Source organism: Acinetobacter sp. Ac_5812 (genome assembly GCF_013072695.1).
Lineage (GTDB): Bacteria > Pseudomonadota > Gammaproteobacteria > Pseudomonadales > Moraxellaceae > Acinetobacter.
Genome location: NZ_LXUK01000022.1, coordinates 926,409 through 942,262 on the forward strand (window position 1 = coordinate 926,409; position 15,854 = coordinate 942,262).

The 15,854-nt window shown below is 37.6% G+C and carries 18 protein-coding genes and 1 pseudogene; all 19 read right to left on the bottom strand.

Annotated elements, in window-relative coordinates; all coding sequences use genetic code 11:
• Positions 1-40: 40 nt before the first annotated feature.
• Positions 41-556, bottom strand: coding sequence for a hypothetical protein (locus A7P55_RS17805; protein WP_171553130.1), 516 nt, complete (start codon positions 554-556; stop codon positions 41-43).
• Between the two features lie 254 nt (positions 557-810).
• Entirely contained in the window at positions 811-1,707 is an 897-nt protein-coding gene (locus tag A7P55_RS17810) for a hypothetical protein (RefSeq protein WP_171553131.1), read from the bottom strand.
• The gene (locus A7P55_RS17815; RefSeq protein ID WP_171553132.1) at positions 1,704-2,153 is read right to left on the bottom strand and encodes a hypothetical protein; all 450 of its coding nucleotides are present in this window, start codon (positions 2,151-2,153) and stop codon (positions 1,704-1,706) included. The genes A7P55_RS17810 and A7P55_RS17815 overlap by 4 nt, the downstream gene beginning before the upstream one ends.
• A gap of 6 nt (positions 2,154-2,159) precedes the next feature.
• Positions 2,160-2,807: a hypothetical protein gene (locus A7P55_RS17820; protein WP_171553133.1), complete on the bottom strand. Its 648-nt coding sequence runs from the start codon at positions 2,805-2,807 to the stop codon at positions 2,160-2,162.
• Between the two features lie 108 nt (positions 2,808-2,915).
• Positions 2,916-3,440, bottom strand: coding sequence for a TIGR02594 family protein (locus tag A7P55_RS17825; RefSeq protein WP_171553134.1), 525 nt, complete (start codon positions 3,438-3,440; stop codon positions 2,916-2,918).
• Between the two features lie 160 nt (positions 3,441-3,600).
• Positions 3,601-4,374, bottom strand: a complete 774-nt coding sequence (locus tag A7P55_RS17830) for a hypothetical protein (RefSeq protein WP_171553135.1) — start codon at positions 4,372-4,374, stop codon at positions 3,601-3,603.
• A gap of 12 nt (positions 4,375-4,386) precedes the next feature.
• Positions 4,387-5,679, bottom strand: a complete 1,293-nt coding sequence (locus tag A7P55_RS17835) for a hypothetical protein (protein WP_171553136.1) — start codon at positions 5,677-5,679, stop codon at positions 4,387-4,389.
• A gap of 10 nt (positions 5,680-5,689) precedes the next feature.
• On the bottom strand, positions 5,690-5,974 hold the full coding sequence (locus tag A7P55_RS22880; RefSeq protein ID WP_171553137.1) for a hypothetical protein: 285 nt from the start codon (positions 5,972-5,974) through the stop codon (positions 5,690-5,692).
• Between the two features lie 127 nt (positions 5,975-6,101).
• Entirely contained in the window at positions 6,102-6,365 is a 264-nt protein-coding gene (locus A7P55_RS17845) for a hypothetical protein (protein ID WP_171553138.1), read from the bottom strand.
• The gene (locus A7P55_RS17850) at positions 6,358-7,041 is read right to left on the bottom strand and encodes a hypothetical protein (RefSeq protein ID WP_171553139.1); all 684 of its coding nucleotides are present in this window, start codon (positions 7,039-7,041) and stop codon (positions 6,358-6,360) included. The genes A7P55_RS17845 and A7P55_RS17850 overlap by 8 nt, the downstream gene beginning before the upstream one ends.
• 82 nt (positions 7,042-7,123) lie before the next feature.
• Positions 7,124-8,890, bottom strand: coding sequence for a hypothetical protein (locus A7P55_RS17855; RefSeq protein ID WP_171553140.1), 1,767 nt, complete (start codon positions 8,888-8,890; stop codon positions 7,124-7,126).
• A 156-nt stretch (positions 8,891-9,046) separates the two neighbouring features.
• Positions 9,047-9,349, bottom strand: coding sequence for a hypothetical protein (locus A7P55_RS17860; RefSeq protein WP_171553141.1), 303 nt, complete (start codon positions 9,347-9,349; stop codon positions 9,047-9,049).
• 87 nt (positions 9,350-9,436) lie between these two features.
• Positions 9,437-10,603, bottom strand: coding sequence for a hypothetical protein (locus A7P55_RS17865; RefSeq protein ID WP_171553142.1), 1,167 nt, complete (start codon positions 10,601-10,603; stop codon positions 9,437-9,439).
• Between the two features lie 347 nt (positions 10,604-10,950).
• Positions 10,951-11,478, bottom strand: a pseudogene (locus tag A7P55_RS22885) (hypothetical protein); the annotation flags it as partial.
• Positions 11,468-12,640, bottom strand: a complete 1,173-nt coding sequence (locus tag A7P55_RS17875) for a hypothetical protein (protein WP_171553143.1) — start codon at positions 12,638-12,640, stop codon at positions 11,468-11,470. The gene A7P55_RS17875 and the pseudogene A7P55_RS22885, both read right to left, overlap by 11 nt.
• An 8-nt stretch (positions 12,641-12,648) precedes the next feature.
• Complete coding sequence (locus A7P55_RS17880; protein ID WP_171553144.1) at positions 12,649-12,921, bottom strand: hypothetical protein; 273 nt, start codon at positions 12,919-12,921, stop codon at positions 12,649-12,651.
• Positions 12,918-13,331, bottom strand: a complete 414-nt coding sequence (locus A7P55_RS17885; protein ID WP_171553145.1) for a hypothetical protein — start codon at positions 13,329-13,331, stop codon at positions 12,918-12,920. Before A7P55_RS17885 ends, A7P55_RS17880 begins: the two co-directional genes overlap by 4 nt.
• On the bottom strand, positions 13,331-14,989 hold the full coding sequence (locus tag A7P55_RS17890) for a phage tail protein (protein ID WP_171553146.1): 1,659 nt from the start codon (positions 14,987-14,989) through the stop codon (positions 13,331-13,333). Before A7P55_RS17890 ends, A7P55_RS17885 begins: the two co-directional genes overlap by 1 nt.
• An 83-nt stretch (positions 14,990-15,072) precedes the next feature.
• Positions 15,073-15,837 carry a hypothetical protein gene (locus A7P55_RS17895; protein ID WP_171553147.1) on the bottom strand — a complete coding sequence of 255 codons (765 nt, stop codon included), beginning with the start codon at positions 15,835-15,837 and terminating at the stop codon, positions 15,073-15,075.
• Positions 15,838-15,854 lie beyond the last annotated feature (17 nt).

Below are 15,854 nucleotides of genomic sequence, written 5' to 3' on the forward strand. Positions count from 1 at the left end.
ATTATGGCAATTTTGGCTTGATTCTCAGTCTCTAAAAGACTTAAGTTCCAGTTGCAATTGGTGGACCACTATCATCGGTGCCGGTTCTCACCCCTTTATGCGAATGCGATTTACCAGAAACACCAGCAGCAATTACATCTTCTGTTGCTGAAATTGTGCCCGTGGTCTCTTGATTTCCTAAATGCTCAAAATCACCTTCAAGCACCAACTTGCCTTTAATCCGTATTTCTGGTGCTTCAATATTCACCTGAGTTCTTGCTAAAAGTTCAATATTTTCTTGCCTAATACGCCTTGTATCAACTACAACGTCTTTTCCATGGCTACTGTAAAACGCAATAACTGGCCTAGACTGTTCATTGTTTTCAAAGAAAATATATACATCTTCTCCATCAAGAATCTCTCGTTCGGTGTCTTTATCACTATCACCAACAGGATATGCAAAAGTTGCAGTTAAACCCTCAGCAGACCCATCAGTTAGACCAGGTATATGAACTTTTGCTGTGCGATTACTACTATCGTAGCTAAGGATTTTTGCTCTCTTAAATCCCATATCCATAACTAAAACCTATAAAAAATCTGACTAAACTTTCCTATAAGTCTAGTCAGACCTATGTATGATTATTATAAATGTTCCAGAAGACTATTACTCTTCCTAATATATGCACCCGAAGAATGTGCAACTACTACCTTTCTACCGAAAATAAAAACATATCGGATCGTTGATTTGGCCTTAAACTGAAAATAAAGTGTTATTTAATGAATCATGGATTTCTTCATCTTCTAATGATGTACCTAATATCATTGTTGTGTTCATAAGCTCGCCAACCATAATTTTGTCATTGAACCTACATTTCCACCAATCGCACCGGTTTCAACTTGATGCGCCGCAGTTAAAATGACGTAGGTTTTTTTATCAATTTCCACGATATCTCCACCATTTAACTCAAGACTTAATGAACGGTGTATGATTCCACGGGGAATTAGAACTTTTTCAAGATTTTTTAATTGCCTAGCATCTAGTCCTGCTTTTTGAATAATTGATTGACCTTGAGTTGTTGTATCATCACCAATGAATGTTGATCCGTCTTGGTCAATGGATACATAAGAAGATTTTTGGTGCTTTTCGATCTGTTCGCTGTTAAGCCATTGCACTTCACTTGGGTCGAGCTTTAAAACAGGTTTTTGCTTAAATAGTGCGTCTAACTTAATTACTAATATTTGCTTCTCTCTATAACAGATAACTGCAGCTTCTTGTTGTAGGTAAAGGGCCAATCTTTTTGAAATTAAACTACCCTTTAAGCAAACGAATTGAGGCAACGGCAAATCGGTCCCAATTCTAATATTTGAAGCTCCACAGGCGCGATAAGCTGAATTAAAAGATGTTTGATCAAGAATTACAGCCTTTGAAGCATTTTCTAGAATCTTTTTGCAGCCTTTAAATACAGCAATACAAGGAATGCCTCCGATTCTTGCATTGTCTTTGATCGTTTGAGATTTAACAGGTAGTGAATAGACAATCTCAAATGGATAAGGGAAATCATTTACAATAATTTCAGCCCCATCATGCAGTTGATCTTCGAGCTCTTTTGTATGCTTGACTGCAAATTCAATACTTACAGGTACTGGCACCAAATCAGTTCTTAAAGTTGCAATAATTAGTTCAGATGCAGAAATTAGCTTATTCGAAGAAACAATCACAATTCTCAATCTCGCTCTCCCATCGTTTTAAAACTAAACGGAGGAGAAACAAATGCCAATTTAGGCATTTGCTCCTTAGCGTCTTTGTGATTTTGCTCAGCTTCACTTACAGTCATACCAAAACCATCACCGCCCATACTTCTCGATGCTTCAACTAGTTGTGCCTGAATCACATCACAATTTGTACTAAAGCATGGCTCAATGATGACCCACTCAAAACCTTCTAAAATAAGATCAGGACTTATAGTGATGATACTTGTTGAACCACGTTGACATGTTAAGGTTGCATTACCTGCATAACGTTTGGTTTCTTCAACAAGGGCCGCAGTCACATCTTCTAAAAGTAGTGAATAACCTTTAATTTGCAGTTTTTGGAAATAAAGCTTTGCAAGTTCAGCAATTGAACCCGCAATAACTTTAGGATTCTGTGTTCCATCATCAGGTAACAACTGCATAGCTAATTACCCGAATAATGAACCGATTTGACGTGTAAGACCCGCTGCGGCACCAGCAACACTTGTTAACGCTTGAGCAGTATTTACGACATTCTGTACACGGCTAATTAATCCTTCAACACCTTCGATTTCTCGTTGTCCAGGTATTACTGTGCCGTTACTACCAATTTTTGCGAATCCACCAAAGTAGTTGAAATCTATAGGGCAAGAAACCGTCATTACTTGTGAGCGGCTATCTGTATCAAACTCTGCCATTTCAAATCGAATAGCACAGTTTTCAAGGGCATAAGCACGAGTAAAACTTTTTACATGCCCATCATAATAATCGCAATCTATGATGCCTTTACTTGCAACAATATATTCCGCAAAAAGTTGATCGTGACCAGCCTCAGTGACCAGCAACTGTAGATTACCTGTGTAATGTGTTTTCGGTGGTCCAGCCACAATACCTGTGAAACCACCGGGATATTGAACTTCCGCAGGATCTTCATTACTGACAATTGGACGAGGACAGCTTTTAATTAAAAAGCGGTAATCCTCCATTCCACGTGGTACCAACATCCCTTGGCATGACAAAATTGGAGAACCAATTTGCTGTATTGCCAAAGAATCAGCCCGCATTTGGTTTAAAAGTATTGGATTGACTTGACGCATGTTTGTTCTCAATTCTTTTGATAAGAATATTTTGAACTTTATTATTTTTGTTTATATCTCTTGTTCCAATTAAAAGCCCTTCAATAAGGGCTTTTAATACATTTATTACTAAGCCTCTTCACCTTCGCTTGAGAGCTCGAACATTGATTTACACTGATATGTTGGTAAATTAAAACGCTCCTTAAGCGGATAAATACTAGGCCATACAAATGCAATAAAATCATTTTCATTAAATAGTTTATAACAAACACTATTGGATTGATTTCCACCTAAACCAATTAGTTCACCACTTTCTGAACGTCCGACGATAAATGTGACATGACCACCTACGAGTTTTCCATGTTCTAATCTTTTTTTGACAGCAATACATCCAACTGCTGGTTGGCCTAAATTTACTCCAAATTTTGCATATGCCAAAGCGGATGCCCAACTAGAAGGATATTCATAGCCAGTTTCTTGCAAACATTTTGCAATGAATACACCACACCATGGAACTTCATCATTTTGCCATGATGCATCTAAATCCTTTAACCAACCTAAAATTGTTGGATCATCATTCGTACCAACGATTTCTTGTACACCCAAATATTGTTTTGCACTTGCTAACCATGGTGGATCTTGTAATTTTCCCATGTCCTTCACCTATTTATTATTAAAGTATTATTTATATCATTATAAATTTCTTTCTGTATATTCCTCATTCATGGAATGACAATTTCCGTCTTTATATAACAAAAATAGCTCATGAAATATTCAAACATGAGCTATTAAAATTTATATTTGAAAATAAGAGTTACTTGTGAAGTCCTATTTTCTTACCTTTCTTCAAGGATTTAATCCGTAAACGTATTGAGTTTGCCGAACGTGCTTTTAAACCCGCTTTTTTTAATCCAGCTTTCTTTGCAGCTGAAAGTCGAATTTTTTGACCTGGTAATCGTTTATTCACAATTTTCATAACACCATTTCGAATCGCGGCAATTGCTTTATAACGCACTTTACGGCCACCAACAGATTTAGTTGTCATTTGACCACGAGATAGTTTTTTCTTGCCACCAGCTGAGTCAAATCCTTCCTCTTCATCAGGTTCACCATAAATAAATTCACGAACAAATTCATCCATTGGATCACCATCATCTGGCATATTTGCAATCACTGTATTTGCAGCAGCTTCAATCGCCGCATCAGCAGCTTCAACATTATCATTAAAGACTTCAGTAATCACAGAATCATCTACACCAAACGACGACAATAAATCGTCGATGGATGCAACCAATGCATCTTCAAACGTTGAATCTTCATCTTCACCATCAATGGTATCAAGAATCAAAGCATCCAAACGATCAGTAGGTAACTCACCTTCTTCAAGTGTGTTATCAATTACAGCATCAACAAGATCAGAGACAATATGTAATGCCATTTCTCGGATTTGTTCTATAAAAGAAAGTTCTTCTCGAATTGAACTCGTAAGAGTATTCACACTCGATGAAATTTGACCAGCAGCTGAATCAAAATCACGTAATTCAATCGGCTGAGATTTTGGATTAAATGGACTATTTTGACCAAACATAATTATCACCTATTATTTAACTAGAACATCTTCATCGAAGATTGCGGTACGTGTTGCACCTTCTGGACGACGGGCCATATACAAACGTACGCGTTCGAAAGGCTTGTCTTTGTCTGGTGTCAATCTGAATGCGTAAGGTTTGCCACCTAAATCGTCAGCGGGTTTCAGCCAACCGGCTGTAACAGCTCCGTCCAAATATTCCTCAATGGCCTCACTGGTATCTTTAAGAAAATCATCTGTAGGTCTCAACATATTTTCTTTAAGAATTGCCACGCAATCATTGCTTGTACGCATTGCAATTTCCGCTGCGGGCACCAAACGTAATGCACTATTTTCACTTTGTTTTTGAGTGAGAAGATCACTTAATACAAAACGCACACCTTGCTTAAATTTGATAGGACGAACAACATTCACCTTAGCCTTAGCTAAAATTTCCAATGTTTGCTCGTCTCCCAAATCTAAATCCGGACGTAGTTCTAATGCCTTTTTTTTGAAGGGATAATCTTTCCATGCAACGGCTTTTTGAATTGGTGCGTATCCTTCCGCATTGGTCTGAGCATTGCGCAATAATTTGTCGCCAATATATTGCCCAATATAGGTTGCCGGAATTTTACGGCCACGGAGAGATACAGCATCACGTGGACGACATAAAATTGGCGACCAGATCAATTGAACTCGATGGGTTTGAGCATCAAGACTTTCTGATAGTTGAGCGACTTGTTCTGCCGTAATTGTTGGATCAAGTTCGACATCCAAAGGAATATTAAATTTTTCAGCTGCTTGAAGACATGCCACATATAAAGGCAAATTATCTGCTACGGGTAAAGCAAGATATGACGGCGGGTCAACTAATTTCGTCAACGTTTTAACAAGTTCATCCGCATCAAATGGAGGCACCATCTCATCATCCAATGGGATACTGACTTTGTTACGTCCAAGACTATTAGCCGCATTAAATGCATCAGAAAGCAAAATTGCATCAGCTGTATCTTCAACTACAAAGCTTAATTCAAATTGCTCAAATTCTTCGGTAGCATCAGCAACAGCGACAATTGAAGCCAAGTTATCAGGATTGCTGTCAACAATACCTTGAATACGAATGACTTCATCACCAGTGGTAGCATCTATAATACGCAAACGCATAATAATATCTGAAATTAAAGGTATGCTTTTTTTGCTAAAAAAAGAGACTTCTAATTCTGTATTTTGCAAATAACTAAATGTCGAGAAATCTAAGCTTAACAGTGCACTACCTAATCCACCAATTGTTAGATCACCATTGCTCATCAATTTTAAAGTAGACATAAATGCTCCATTATTCCTCTGAATGAGTTCCACCAACACGCAAAACTTGAATACTCGGCACACCAGTGTCTAAACAGTCCTGTACTGCGTTGTAAAACGGGTTTTGAGGCTCATAACCCAATTGACCGCGGATATTACCTTTATGAATAGTCATTGGCTTATCAAAGCGACCTCGGATAAATTGCCCAACAATTACAGCACTGGTAAGCCCTTCATTAGTTAGAGTCTCAGTGTTATCTATGATGCCTTGGCTCTGGATGCCAATAGCCTCACCTAATATCTTTGTTGTGTTCACTTTGTTTGCCCTTTGGCTAAACCTTTTATATATTTTGCAATGTCAAAAAAATTTAAAATAACGGAGTTCCAATATGAAAAAAACTCCACACAAAGTAGAGTTTTTTTTTGATAGAAAATTATTCTAGTTAAGATTCATCAGTAGATAATTCAAAGTTGAATTCTATCGAATTATTTTTAAGAAAATTTATTTGATCAATATTTTTTTTGATGTTTTCGAATGCTGCATCACCTGTGACTCTAATAATCACAGTTTGTTCTGGAAGCAAATGAATACCTGTTAATGGTTCTATATGTTTTTTAAATCCTTTGTTCAAGATAGTGACATCGCGCACAATGGCCATATCACCTAAAGCAGATAAAATCGGATTGGTACCATCGAATTCATTCATTTTCTAAAACCTCAACTTTTTTCCCAAGAGTTTTAAGCTGATCAATATTTATTAGGACTGTTTTCAAGTCAGTTCGATTAGCACATTCAATAACAGTTTCATTTTCACCAGGTTCAATAGAAACTTTTGAAAAAGGCTCATATACAGCTTTGTAGCCGTTATTTTTAACTTTGATGGTCAATGCAGATTTTGGTATGGTGAGAGTTTGGTCGACTTTTTGAACAACGATATTTTCGTTGTTTACATTTTGTTCATCTTTGCTCTCGGAATCACCATTACTAATCTGTTTTTCTTCAGGGTTTACATTCTTGAGATCAGTAGTATTTTCAGAACTACTAGCCTTCTCAGAGTTTCCATTGTTGTCTTGGTTACTGTTCGAATTCCCTTGATCCTCGCCATCAGTTTTTACCGCGTCTAGGGAAACTTGGAATTCGGGATTTGGATCATTTAGTCCTGCACCAGTCACAGGTTGTTCCGAAGAAGCTAATTCAGTTTGAGAAGATGAACTCACACCGGAATTATTTTCCGCACCAAGTTTTACATTGTCCGCATTAGGAGCTGGGTTCGATTCAGTTTGTACCTCAGCTTGTTGCTTCGGCTTAGGACCACGTTTTTTCGTTTCCGTCACTTTTGCGTCATCATTTGTTGTTTGTATTTTATCTTGAGCTTGTGTCATGGGAATTCACCACCCTTTAAAATTGTGAATATCTAGATGTAATTGAATAAGGCGCATATTGCGCCTTATTCAATTTGAGGTATTAATCTTTGAGTTTTGGCATATTGATCGCTTTTAGTAACGAGAATTGATCTGCATAACGATCTAGTGGGTTGAGTTCCGCAGCTTGCGAACCGATAAGAGCTAAGAGTGATTCACGAGGGTCAGGCGTAGCTTCACTAACAGTAAGGGGCATTTCAATAAAACCGACAATCGGGTTTCGTACAGGTTCACTACCACGACCAACCAAAAGCATTTCAAAAGCTTGACCTGCTTCAACTAACACTTCGGCTGAAGAAGGCACATGATAAACATTTGTACCATCTGCTAGAGTGCCAATTCGCACGATCTGTCCATGGCCCGCTGTTGCACCAGTTTTAGTTGGCATTTTGTCTGAAGATAACTGTGCAAAGAATACTTTCGCACTGTCTCCTACATACAAGTCAAAGCCTACTGTTGCTCCGCCTGTATCTTGGACAATTTGGGTTTTGGCAGCTTCAAGATATTTCATGAATTCGCCGAACAAGTCGCCTGTGGTATTGTATGCCGCTGCTAAGTTGCCAGTTACACCACGGCTTGCGTCAAATGTAAACTCACGTTCGTTGTAAATAGCACGCTCTTTACCTTCACTTAACAAACGCACAGTTTGTTCGAGATAAATTTTACCTTGCATCAAAGACAAAGCTGTTCCAACAAAACCGACATTCAACTCATTTGTAAGCTGGTTGACTAACAATTTCGAACCGCGAATTTGCGTAACAATAGGAGCACTTACTAAAGTTTCGTAATCTGGTGCAATACTTACGCCTACAGGCTCAAGTTTAAATTTATTGTTATTATCCCGAGCATCGTAATCTGCGATTAAGAACACTTCTAGTTTCGCGCCAGCAGGCAAGGCTTGATTTAATGTTACAGAAATTGCACTTGTGTCTAAATTAATTGTGCTTGCTGTAACTGAATATACGGTACCTGCAATAACAGCTTTCTTTTCAGCAATTGCAGAAATTTGACCCGCAAGCTTTGATTTACTGCGGTTACGAGTGTGAGCTACCTCTTTGCCATTAATTCGGATTGAGATATTACCACCAATAAATGGTAACAAAGGCGTATTCGTATCTGGGGTTTTAGCTGCAAAATCATCATACTTCGTGTGAGCTACGACTGTATAAACTGCACCATTCCCACCATTACTTAATGCAAAGCGGAATCGACCCTCAGAGTATGGTTTTGATGCATTTACTCCGTCAAGATAATCGCCCTTATCCATTGCACCGAAGGCACGATCGGTTGTGAATCGGGCAGCTACAATCGGCACTTCATTTGAACCATTGTTATTTGGAATATATGCAATGATTGGTGCGGCATACGCGATAACCGTAGCAATGGTTGCAACCGTCATTGCTGGAACAATACTTACCGACTCCTGATGCGTATTGCTGACATCATCGAATCCAGTTTCTAAGCTTGAAAGGTTATCTTTAAGAGTTCCAGTAAATCCGTGCACCTTTTTTGCCATAGATAAGCCAGCATCTAATGCAGTTGCAATAACCGAAGGATGCGGCAATTCACCACCATGACAGTATTGATATTGTTGAATACCTACTTTAATACCATTATCAATATCTGAGGCACTGTCAAAACCAACAATATTTAAGATGCCTAGCAAAGCACTTGGTAAAACTTCAGGCATACCAGCAGCACTATCAAAACCAGCAGTCTCGCCACTTTTATAGAAATAATTCTGACATTCGCTCACAGCTGATACTTGTGCTTGGAAATGCGTTTTTTGTTGATCTGGTAAATCAAACATTTTTTTCACCTGCGTGTAGGTTTAAGAAAATTGATAACCTACTTTCGCATGCTGTAAAAAATTGAAATTATAAAGTTCCAATTGCCCGTTGAAATCATTTAACTTTAAAAAGTAAAAAAGCCTATCAATTGATAGGCTTTTTCAAATTAGGAATTTTTAACCAGACACACCACTAGAAACATAAATTTCTACACTGTTTCCAGCAGTTACAACATATCGTATTTTGTCCCAAGCATGTTGTCTAAATGGTTCACTGTCAGGCGACGCGGCAGCAATTGTCACAATTGGCGACCAATGTTCTTCATTCCCAATATCAGCATTGGGGTGATTGCTGCCAAAGAAATCAACCACAGCACCATTGCCTATAACCTGATAATTAAAAATTGCTGACGTACATTGTGCAACCATGCCCTTATCGCCAGTATTTTTATTTGTTTCGTTAAGCACTAAAAAAGTCATAATCTATATCTTTATTTACGAATATTTGTTTATTATCAAAAAAAGAACAACATAAAAACTATTCAAGTTCCGAAATAATTAAAAGCATCAAATCGCTAAAATACCAATTGGCATTGGCTGTATAACAATTACACCATCTGCTACCCCAATACCAGCAGCTCCCGTTTGTATGCTTTGAGAAACTGTCTCAGCTTCGTAATCAGACGTAACATTGTGATCAGAAAAATATAGTGCTTGTCGGATAATGAAATTGTCGGTGTGCATCTGCAATGCTGCCAACTGTTTTGTGGAGCTGTTAGGTCTAAATGCTACAATCTTATAGTTTTTATTTGTGATGAATATGAATGGGGTGTTTGCTGTAATACCTCCCGTCAGTGTAAAACTCCCTCTTACCCACAAAATACCATTGATCTTGGCAAACTGTAGGTCCCTATCAACCACATTAGCAGCTAGCCTTCCAATTGTTGCGATTGAAACCCAAGTTACTGGTGAAGGAATTGTGTCCAATTGTGCTTGAGTTTTACCGAATGCCTGAATAAAAGTATCACCTGCAACAATTTTAGTCGCATTACTTGTATTCAGCCCTGTTAACAATGTTGATCTGACATTTGACGCAAAATTATCAATGATATTCTTGATCTGACCTTGAGCCTTGCTTATGGCTTGAACAACAGTATCAGTTGCAATAATAGCTGTGTTTACCGGATTGAATCCATTGATCACTGATACCAATACACGTTCTACTTTGAAATATAGGTTTTGATTGCCTTCTGGTACCTCATCGGTATTAGATCCGACATTTATTCCAGAAATATTCCAAACACCAGGTGTACCACTCCAGATTGCAGATAATCGTCCAAAATTTTGTGATTCTTTAATATGTGCGTAATCCCCATCATTACCAATCGGGATTGCTTCTATGAGTTTTGCATAGCTATCATGCAATCCCCTAAAATGTTGTTGATATTCAATTTTATCAAGTTTATTAATACCTAAATCATTAATCTGAGGTTGTAATTGAATTAATGAATTAGGTAATTGTGACTCAGGAATAGTTCCTTGAACTAAATCGGCTTTACCTCCTAATTCACCTTCTAACTCATCTGCTCTTTGTACTAAAGCGATATATTCATCATTATCTGCTTTAGTAGAAAGTAACTGTATTAAGTCGACTTGGTCATCGATATTGCCTTTAACAGCTCCCCAATTTGAAGGACGGCTACCCCCAAGATTAAGATGTGCTTTTGATTTCATTATTCAATCACCTTGAAAGCAATAACATGTTGGCCTAGCAATTTACCTTGGCTTTTCAATGATATTTCTAGTTGAGCAAATCCTACTTTCCACATTTCGGTTGTACCCAATGATTCCAAATCAACCAACCCTATTTGATTTAAATCTGGGCTAGATATCAGCGTAGCTATGTCTTCGTTTGCATTGCTTTTCACTACCGCTTCAATAACCATATCGGAAGTAATATCTATAGGTTGTTCTGTTTCCAAATCTGAAAAGCTTACTGAAGTAAAAAATTGTTCACCGCGCTTAAACTCTATTAAATCTCTTAACATTTTGATTGCCACCCTTAGTTCCACTTCCGATTTAACAGGGTCCAACCCCAACTCATCACGGCGATTCAACACGTACTTTTTGCCAAAATCAGACATTAATGTTTGACCTGTGATATGCACAATTTCAAACCAGACAATAAAGCCTTCATAAATCATTAATGCCAGTAAATCCCCTTCCTGAAACTCTAAATCTGGGATTTGGTTAATTTGCTCTTTGAGCGTGTCTAATTCAGCGTTATAAGCTGCAATTTGTACGATGAGTGTTAAATCACTTGGGTTATTCATACTGCTATTTTTATGAATTACGCCCCCATTAAATTTATCTGGAAGTACAAACGCAAACCCGAGTGGATCATATTCGTAGTTAGGCTCATCCTGAATCGATAATGCATTTGCCTCAAAGGATAAAAGGTCTACAGGCTTTTCTGCATCGATAGGATTACTGTAAACAATACGCTTACGCCATACTTGTGTTGGAATACTCCCTAATGTGTTCATCACAACACGTCTTGCTGCAAGATGACGGCCATTTGCTACACGATTTACTGCACTATTTAGCATTTAGACCTCTCATATAAATATCAAAATCATCTTGGCTGATTTCGTTTCTTACCCACAAATCTGCCATGCGTTTAGCTTGAGATTGTTTATCTTTATTCAATGTGTGGATTACAGCCTCAAGGCGTGATTGAACCATTAACTTATGCATCTTATTTTCAAGTGCTTTGATTTCTTTCATCTGCTTAGCAAAATGCCTTTTGGCGACTTTTTCTGCCCGTCGCATCATTTCCTGTTCAGCTTTTTGGATATTAGAGACAATTGGTTTAGACATACCATTTTGTAAATCTTCAACTTGCTGGCTGATCTGGTCATTGATTTGTGCATCAGAAAGCTTATAACGGGCTCCAACTTGTTTTTTACGATCTGCTTCAACTTGTTTTTTTAAATATTGGATACCAGCGGGTGAAGTGATCCATTTAGCAACACGAAGAACGTGTTTACATGCTACACCGGACAAATGCGGATTTCTTACCTTAGGAAATCCCCCTTCATGACGGCCTAAACAATAGCCTCCGATTGTTGCCATGTATCGATACCAGAATGTATGCCGTTCACAATCACACTCAAATCTAATTTTTCCGTTTGCCAATCTATTTTTAACGGTTGAAATTGCTTCTTTTTTAATGTCAAAAACAACAGATGTGAAATTAGTAAATTCAACTTCAACATGGTGATTTTGTACTTTACTATTAGGACCTGCATTTGTGAGAAAGTGAACTAATCCACTTTTTCGACTTAAGGGTACCGCTAAATAAATTTGTTCATTTGCTCTTTGGATATCATCAGCCAAACTCAAATTAATAATATTCTGAATGGTAATACCCTTCTTATACTGGTCCTTCAGTAGCAGAATATTGTCTTGAAAAGCTAGAATATCATCTCTGGTAATTCGACGTGGTGGCTCACCAGGTTGTAGGCCTAATGTTGTATATAGAACCTTTTCAACATCGTAGTCTTTACCTTTAGCAATATCTTCAGGGCGTAAAAACATTGGTCGTGGAATTTTCCGACCGCGATCATCAAATTCAATTTCTTTCTCAGCAAATGCACGCTGCTTATTATCTTGACTTCTTCGCCCTTGCAAGTCTCTACGCAAGCTTCCGTTTTTTAATGCTTCTTGCATTTGCAAGTAGGCTTGTTGGAAATGGTCATTATTAGACATATTCCCTCCTACAAAACGTATTCGTTACGCAAGCGCAAAACATCGATAATTAATGGTACAGCTATACGCTTCTCTGGCAATTTCTCCCAAATACCATTTACTCCACAAGCAACCTGAATAACATCAACATGCTGACGGGTGCCGTAGATACGGAAACTCAATAGTGTTGGATCCTTTGCCTCATCCGACTGTACATCCCAAACAACTAGATTATTCAACTTCCCTTGCTGAATATTTCTATTTATATGGTCCCTTATGGCATTTCGATATTCGTTGATCATAGGAGTAGCCCATGTTCCCAGAAGTCATTAATTTTAGTTTCATCAAAACCAATGAGTGAAAACATAATCAATGTATATTCATTGAGTCGACCAAAAATTCTACTTTCATTCAGCTCAATTTCTACAATGCTTCTTTGCTTATTATCGCCAATGTCTCCAATTGCTTTTTTCAGATTTTCGTATTCGTTGTACTCAACTAGAGCTCGTAAAAACTGACGTCTCTCAAGTGGCTGTAAAGAATTCAAATAATTTCTGTTCTTTTCATCCTCAGTTAAATAATTTTCAGGATATAAATGATGATCAATTTCGATTTTAGTCATCATTTTCATATCTTTTAAAATTAAATGATCTTGAGAACCATCCGATTCAAGTGCATGAACTTGGCCATTAGAATCTTTAAAATATTTCATTATCGTAACTCCGTCCAAGCCACAACCTCACCTGAGTTTATCCTGTAGTTGCTTCCGTCTGGCACAACTGATGATAATGTGGAAACTACCCACCCACCCGGACCCACATCACATTGAGCTCCAGCTCGAAAAATGGTGTTTACATATAGATTAACCGGTTGATTGCCTCCATCGTGGTACGCTCGCACAACTATCGAAACTTCAATTGCTCGACCTGTTGTATTCCAATAGGTTGTATTAGCAGCTCGATTACTCTTAACATCAACAATTGATTGACCCACCCCAATCACTTGTAGTGGTGGGGCATTTTCTAAAATCGTTACTCGATCAGACAATGCATTATCTGCATTAACTCTTGCAGTATTAGCTTGATCTATTTTGTCATTCAGTAAGTTATCGCTATAGATTCGCGAGTCACGTTCTGTATTCTGTTGTTGCTGTAAATTACTATCTGCACTCTCACGCCAGCCTCGTTCTTGATCTATATTTCCCTGTAATTGATTGTCATTTGTAATGCGGGCATCGCTCTCCCAACCTATTCTCTGCAATAAATCTGCATCTGCCTGAGTACGCCATAATTGCTCATTTTCAAGATCTGTTTGGCGAGCATATTGTGGATGTGGATCATATGCATCCAAATGTTCACGTTTTTTTAATAAAGTTGGTTCCGGAAACATTGTGGGGTTAACGTCATTAACATTGATCAAATTTAGATCAAATGTATGTAGATCATTAACTGAACCTATAGCCTCAAAGTGTTGGCTACTAGTATGTAAGACAGGAGATAATCCTTTTTCAGTGTAAAGAATGTATTTTGTCCCACCACGAGCGTAAAAATACTCGTGACTATTAAAATAAATTTGATCTATTTTAATAATTGGTGATTTTTCAGACCAAACAAATTGAAATTTATCGATATTCCTAAGACCAAGGTTTTCACCCCACGCTAGCCTATAATCGCTCCACTCCGCATAAATATTAAAAGTGTTTGAGTGGTGCGTGGACCAAGGACAAGTATAGGTATATAGCGGTGTATCAATATAAAATTTACAATCTTGTCGACTTCTTAGATCGATAGTGACCGGGTAATACGTGTTCGAGTCCAGAGCAGTTAAATCCAAAATATGCTTTTCAAGTAATGAATACTTGTTGAATGCATTTACATCGACATTTAAGGCATATTGCGGATGTGGATTGGGATGATCTAAATGCTGATTCATCAAAGCAATACAGATTGGTGTATTTGGGTCAATCGTAACGATCAGATTTGCAAGATTAATTGTAGAAAGTATCATTCCAAAAGTAGAAATGGTGACAATATTTTCCACTAAGCGAATAAGAGGAGTATTTGTTGTTGTAGCAGCAATCGCAAAAAGAACACCAGCATCGGTATAAATACCTATTTCAAAACCATCAGCAGTAATAATCGGCTCAATACTTGATACAAATCTCAATGTGTGAGAATTAGGTTCTACCCCTCCACCATTTAATGGATAGCGACCTACTTCAGCAACTAAAGAAGAATTCCCTAATGCTGTCAGTGGTTCATATTTAGCAGTGCCTATAGCGATATGGGATAAAGAAACATTCAAGCCTAGACTTGCTGCGTTAAGTGCCACGCCTTTCCCAGCATCTGTTAAATAATATTGAATAACCATAGTTCACCCATTTGTCCACTATGGTTATTCTGTTCTAGAAGTACTCTTTCTCAGGCGGTTAGTTCCAAATACATTTATATAATCTAGTTTGACTTCTTAAAAAAATTTCCATCAACAATACACGGCTTTAAATCTGAGGCTATAGCGAGTTTCCCGTGTTCATCCCATTCATATAAGGGGTTCTCAGCCGCACTGAATGTTAATGATTTCCATTTTTCACTGTGCTGGGTATGATAAAAAAAGCCTTCTGAGGATATATCAGTATCCATTTTCTGCGAAAATATACATCTGTTATCATGATGGACCAAACTACCACAACCAACTTCTAACCATGACTGATTAATTCTTGCTGCATCAATAACAATCAATAGATAGTTTTCGCTGAATGTCCCTGCTATTGAGTGAGGTTCATTTCGACTTTGTTCCCTTTTTATTGTTACATTTGCAAAATATTCCCGTCCTTTGATGCAAAATGATTTAGCTTTTCCAACAATATATTTAGCTAAGTACACCAAAGCATTTTGAGATATCTTCTTAATAAATCCTGCTATACACTCCCTTAAAACTAAATGCTTGATATCTTTCTGTGGCGTCAGGATTAATGTACAGGAATCGATTTTGAACAATAAGTTATGCAAAATAGTGATTGCGAATGCATCCATCATAGCTTCGTCACAACCCCATCCATATTTGACTGACACCCGATTACCATTGACCTGAATATTTTCAAAAAAAAGTGCTTGCTGCCATGTAGGAATAAATCCAAATGCATCAACCGCAAACTTCTTAATATCATTTTGATAAATTAGTACATCTTTTTTCCATTGAGGGTGATTATATAAATCCATATTTCAATCCAAACTTT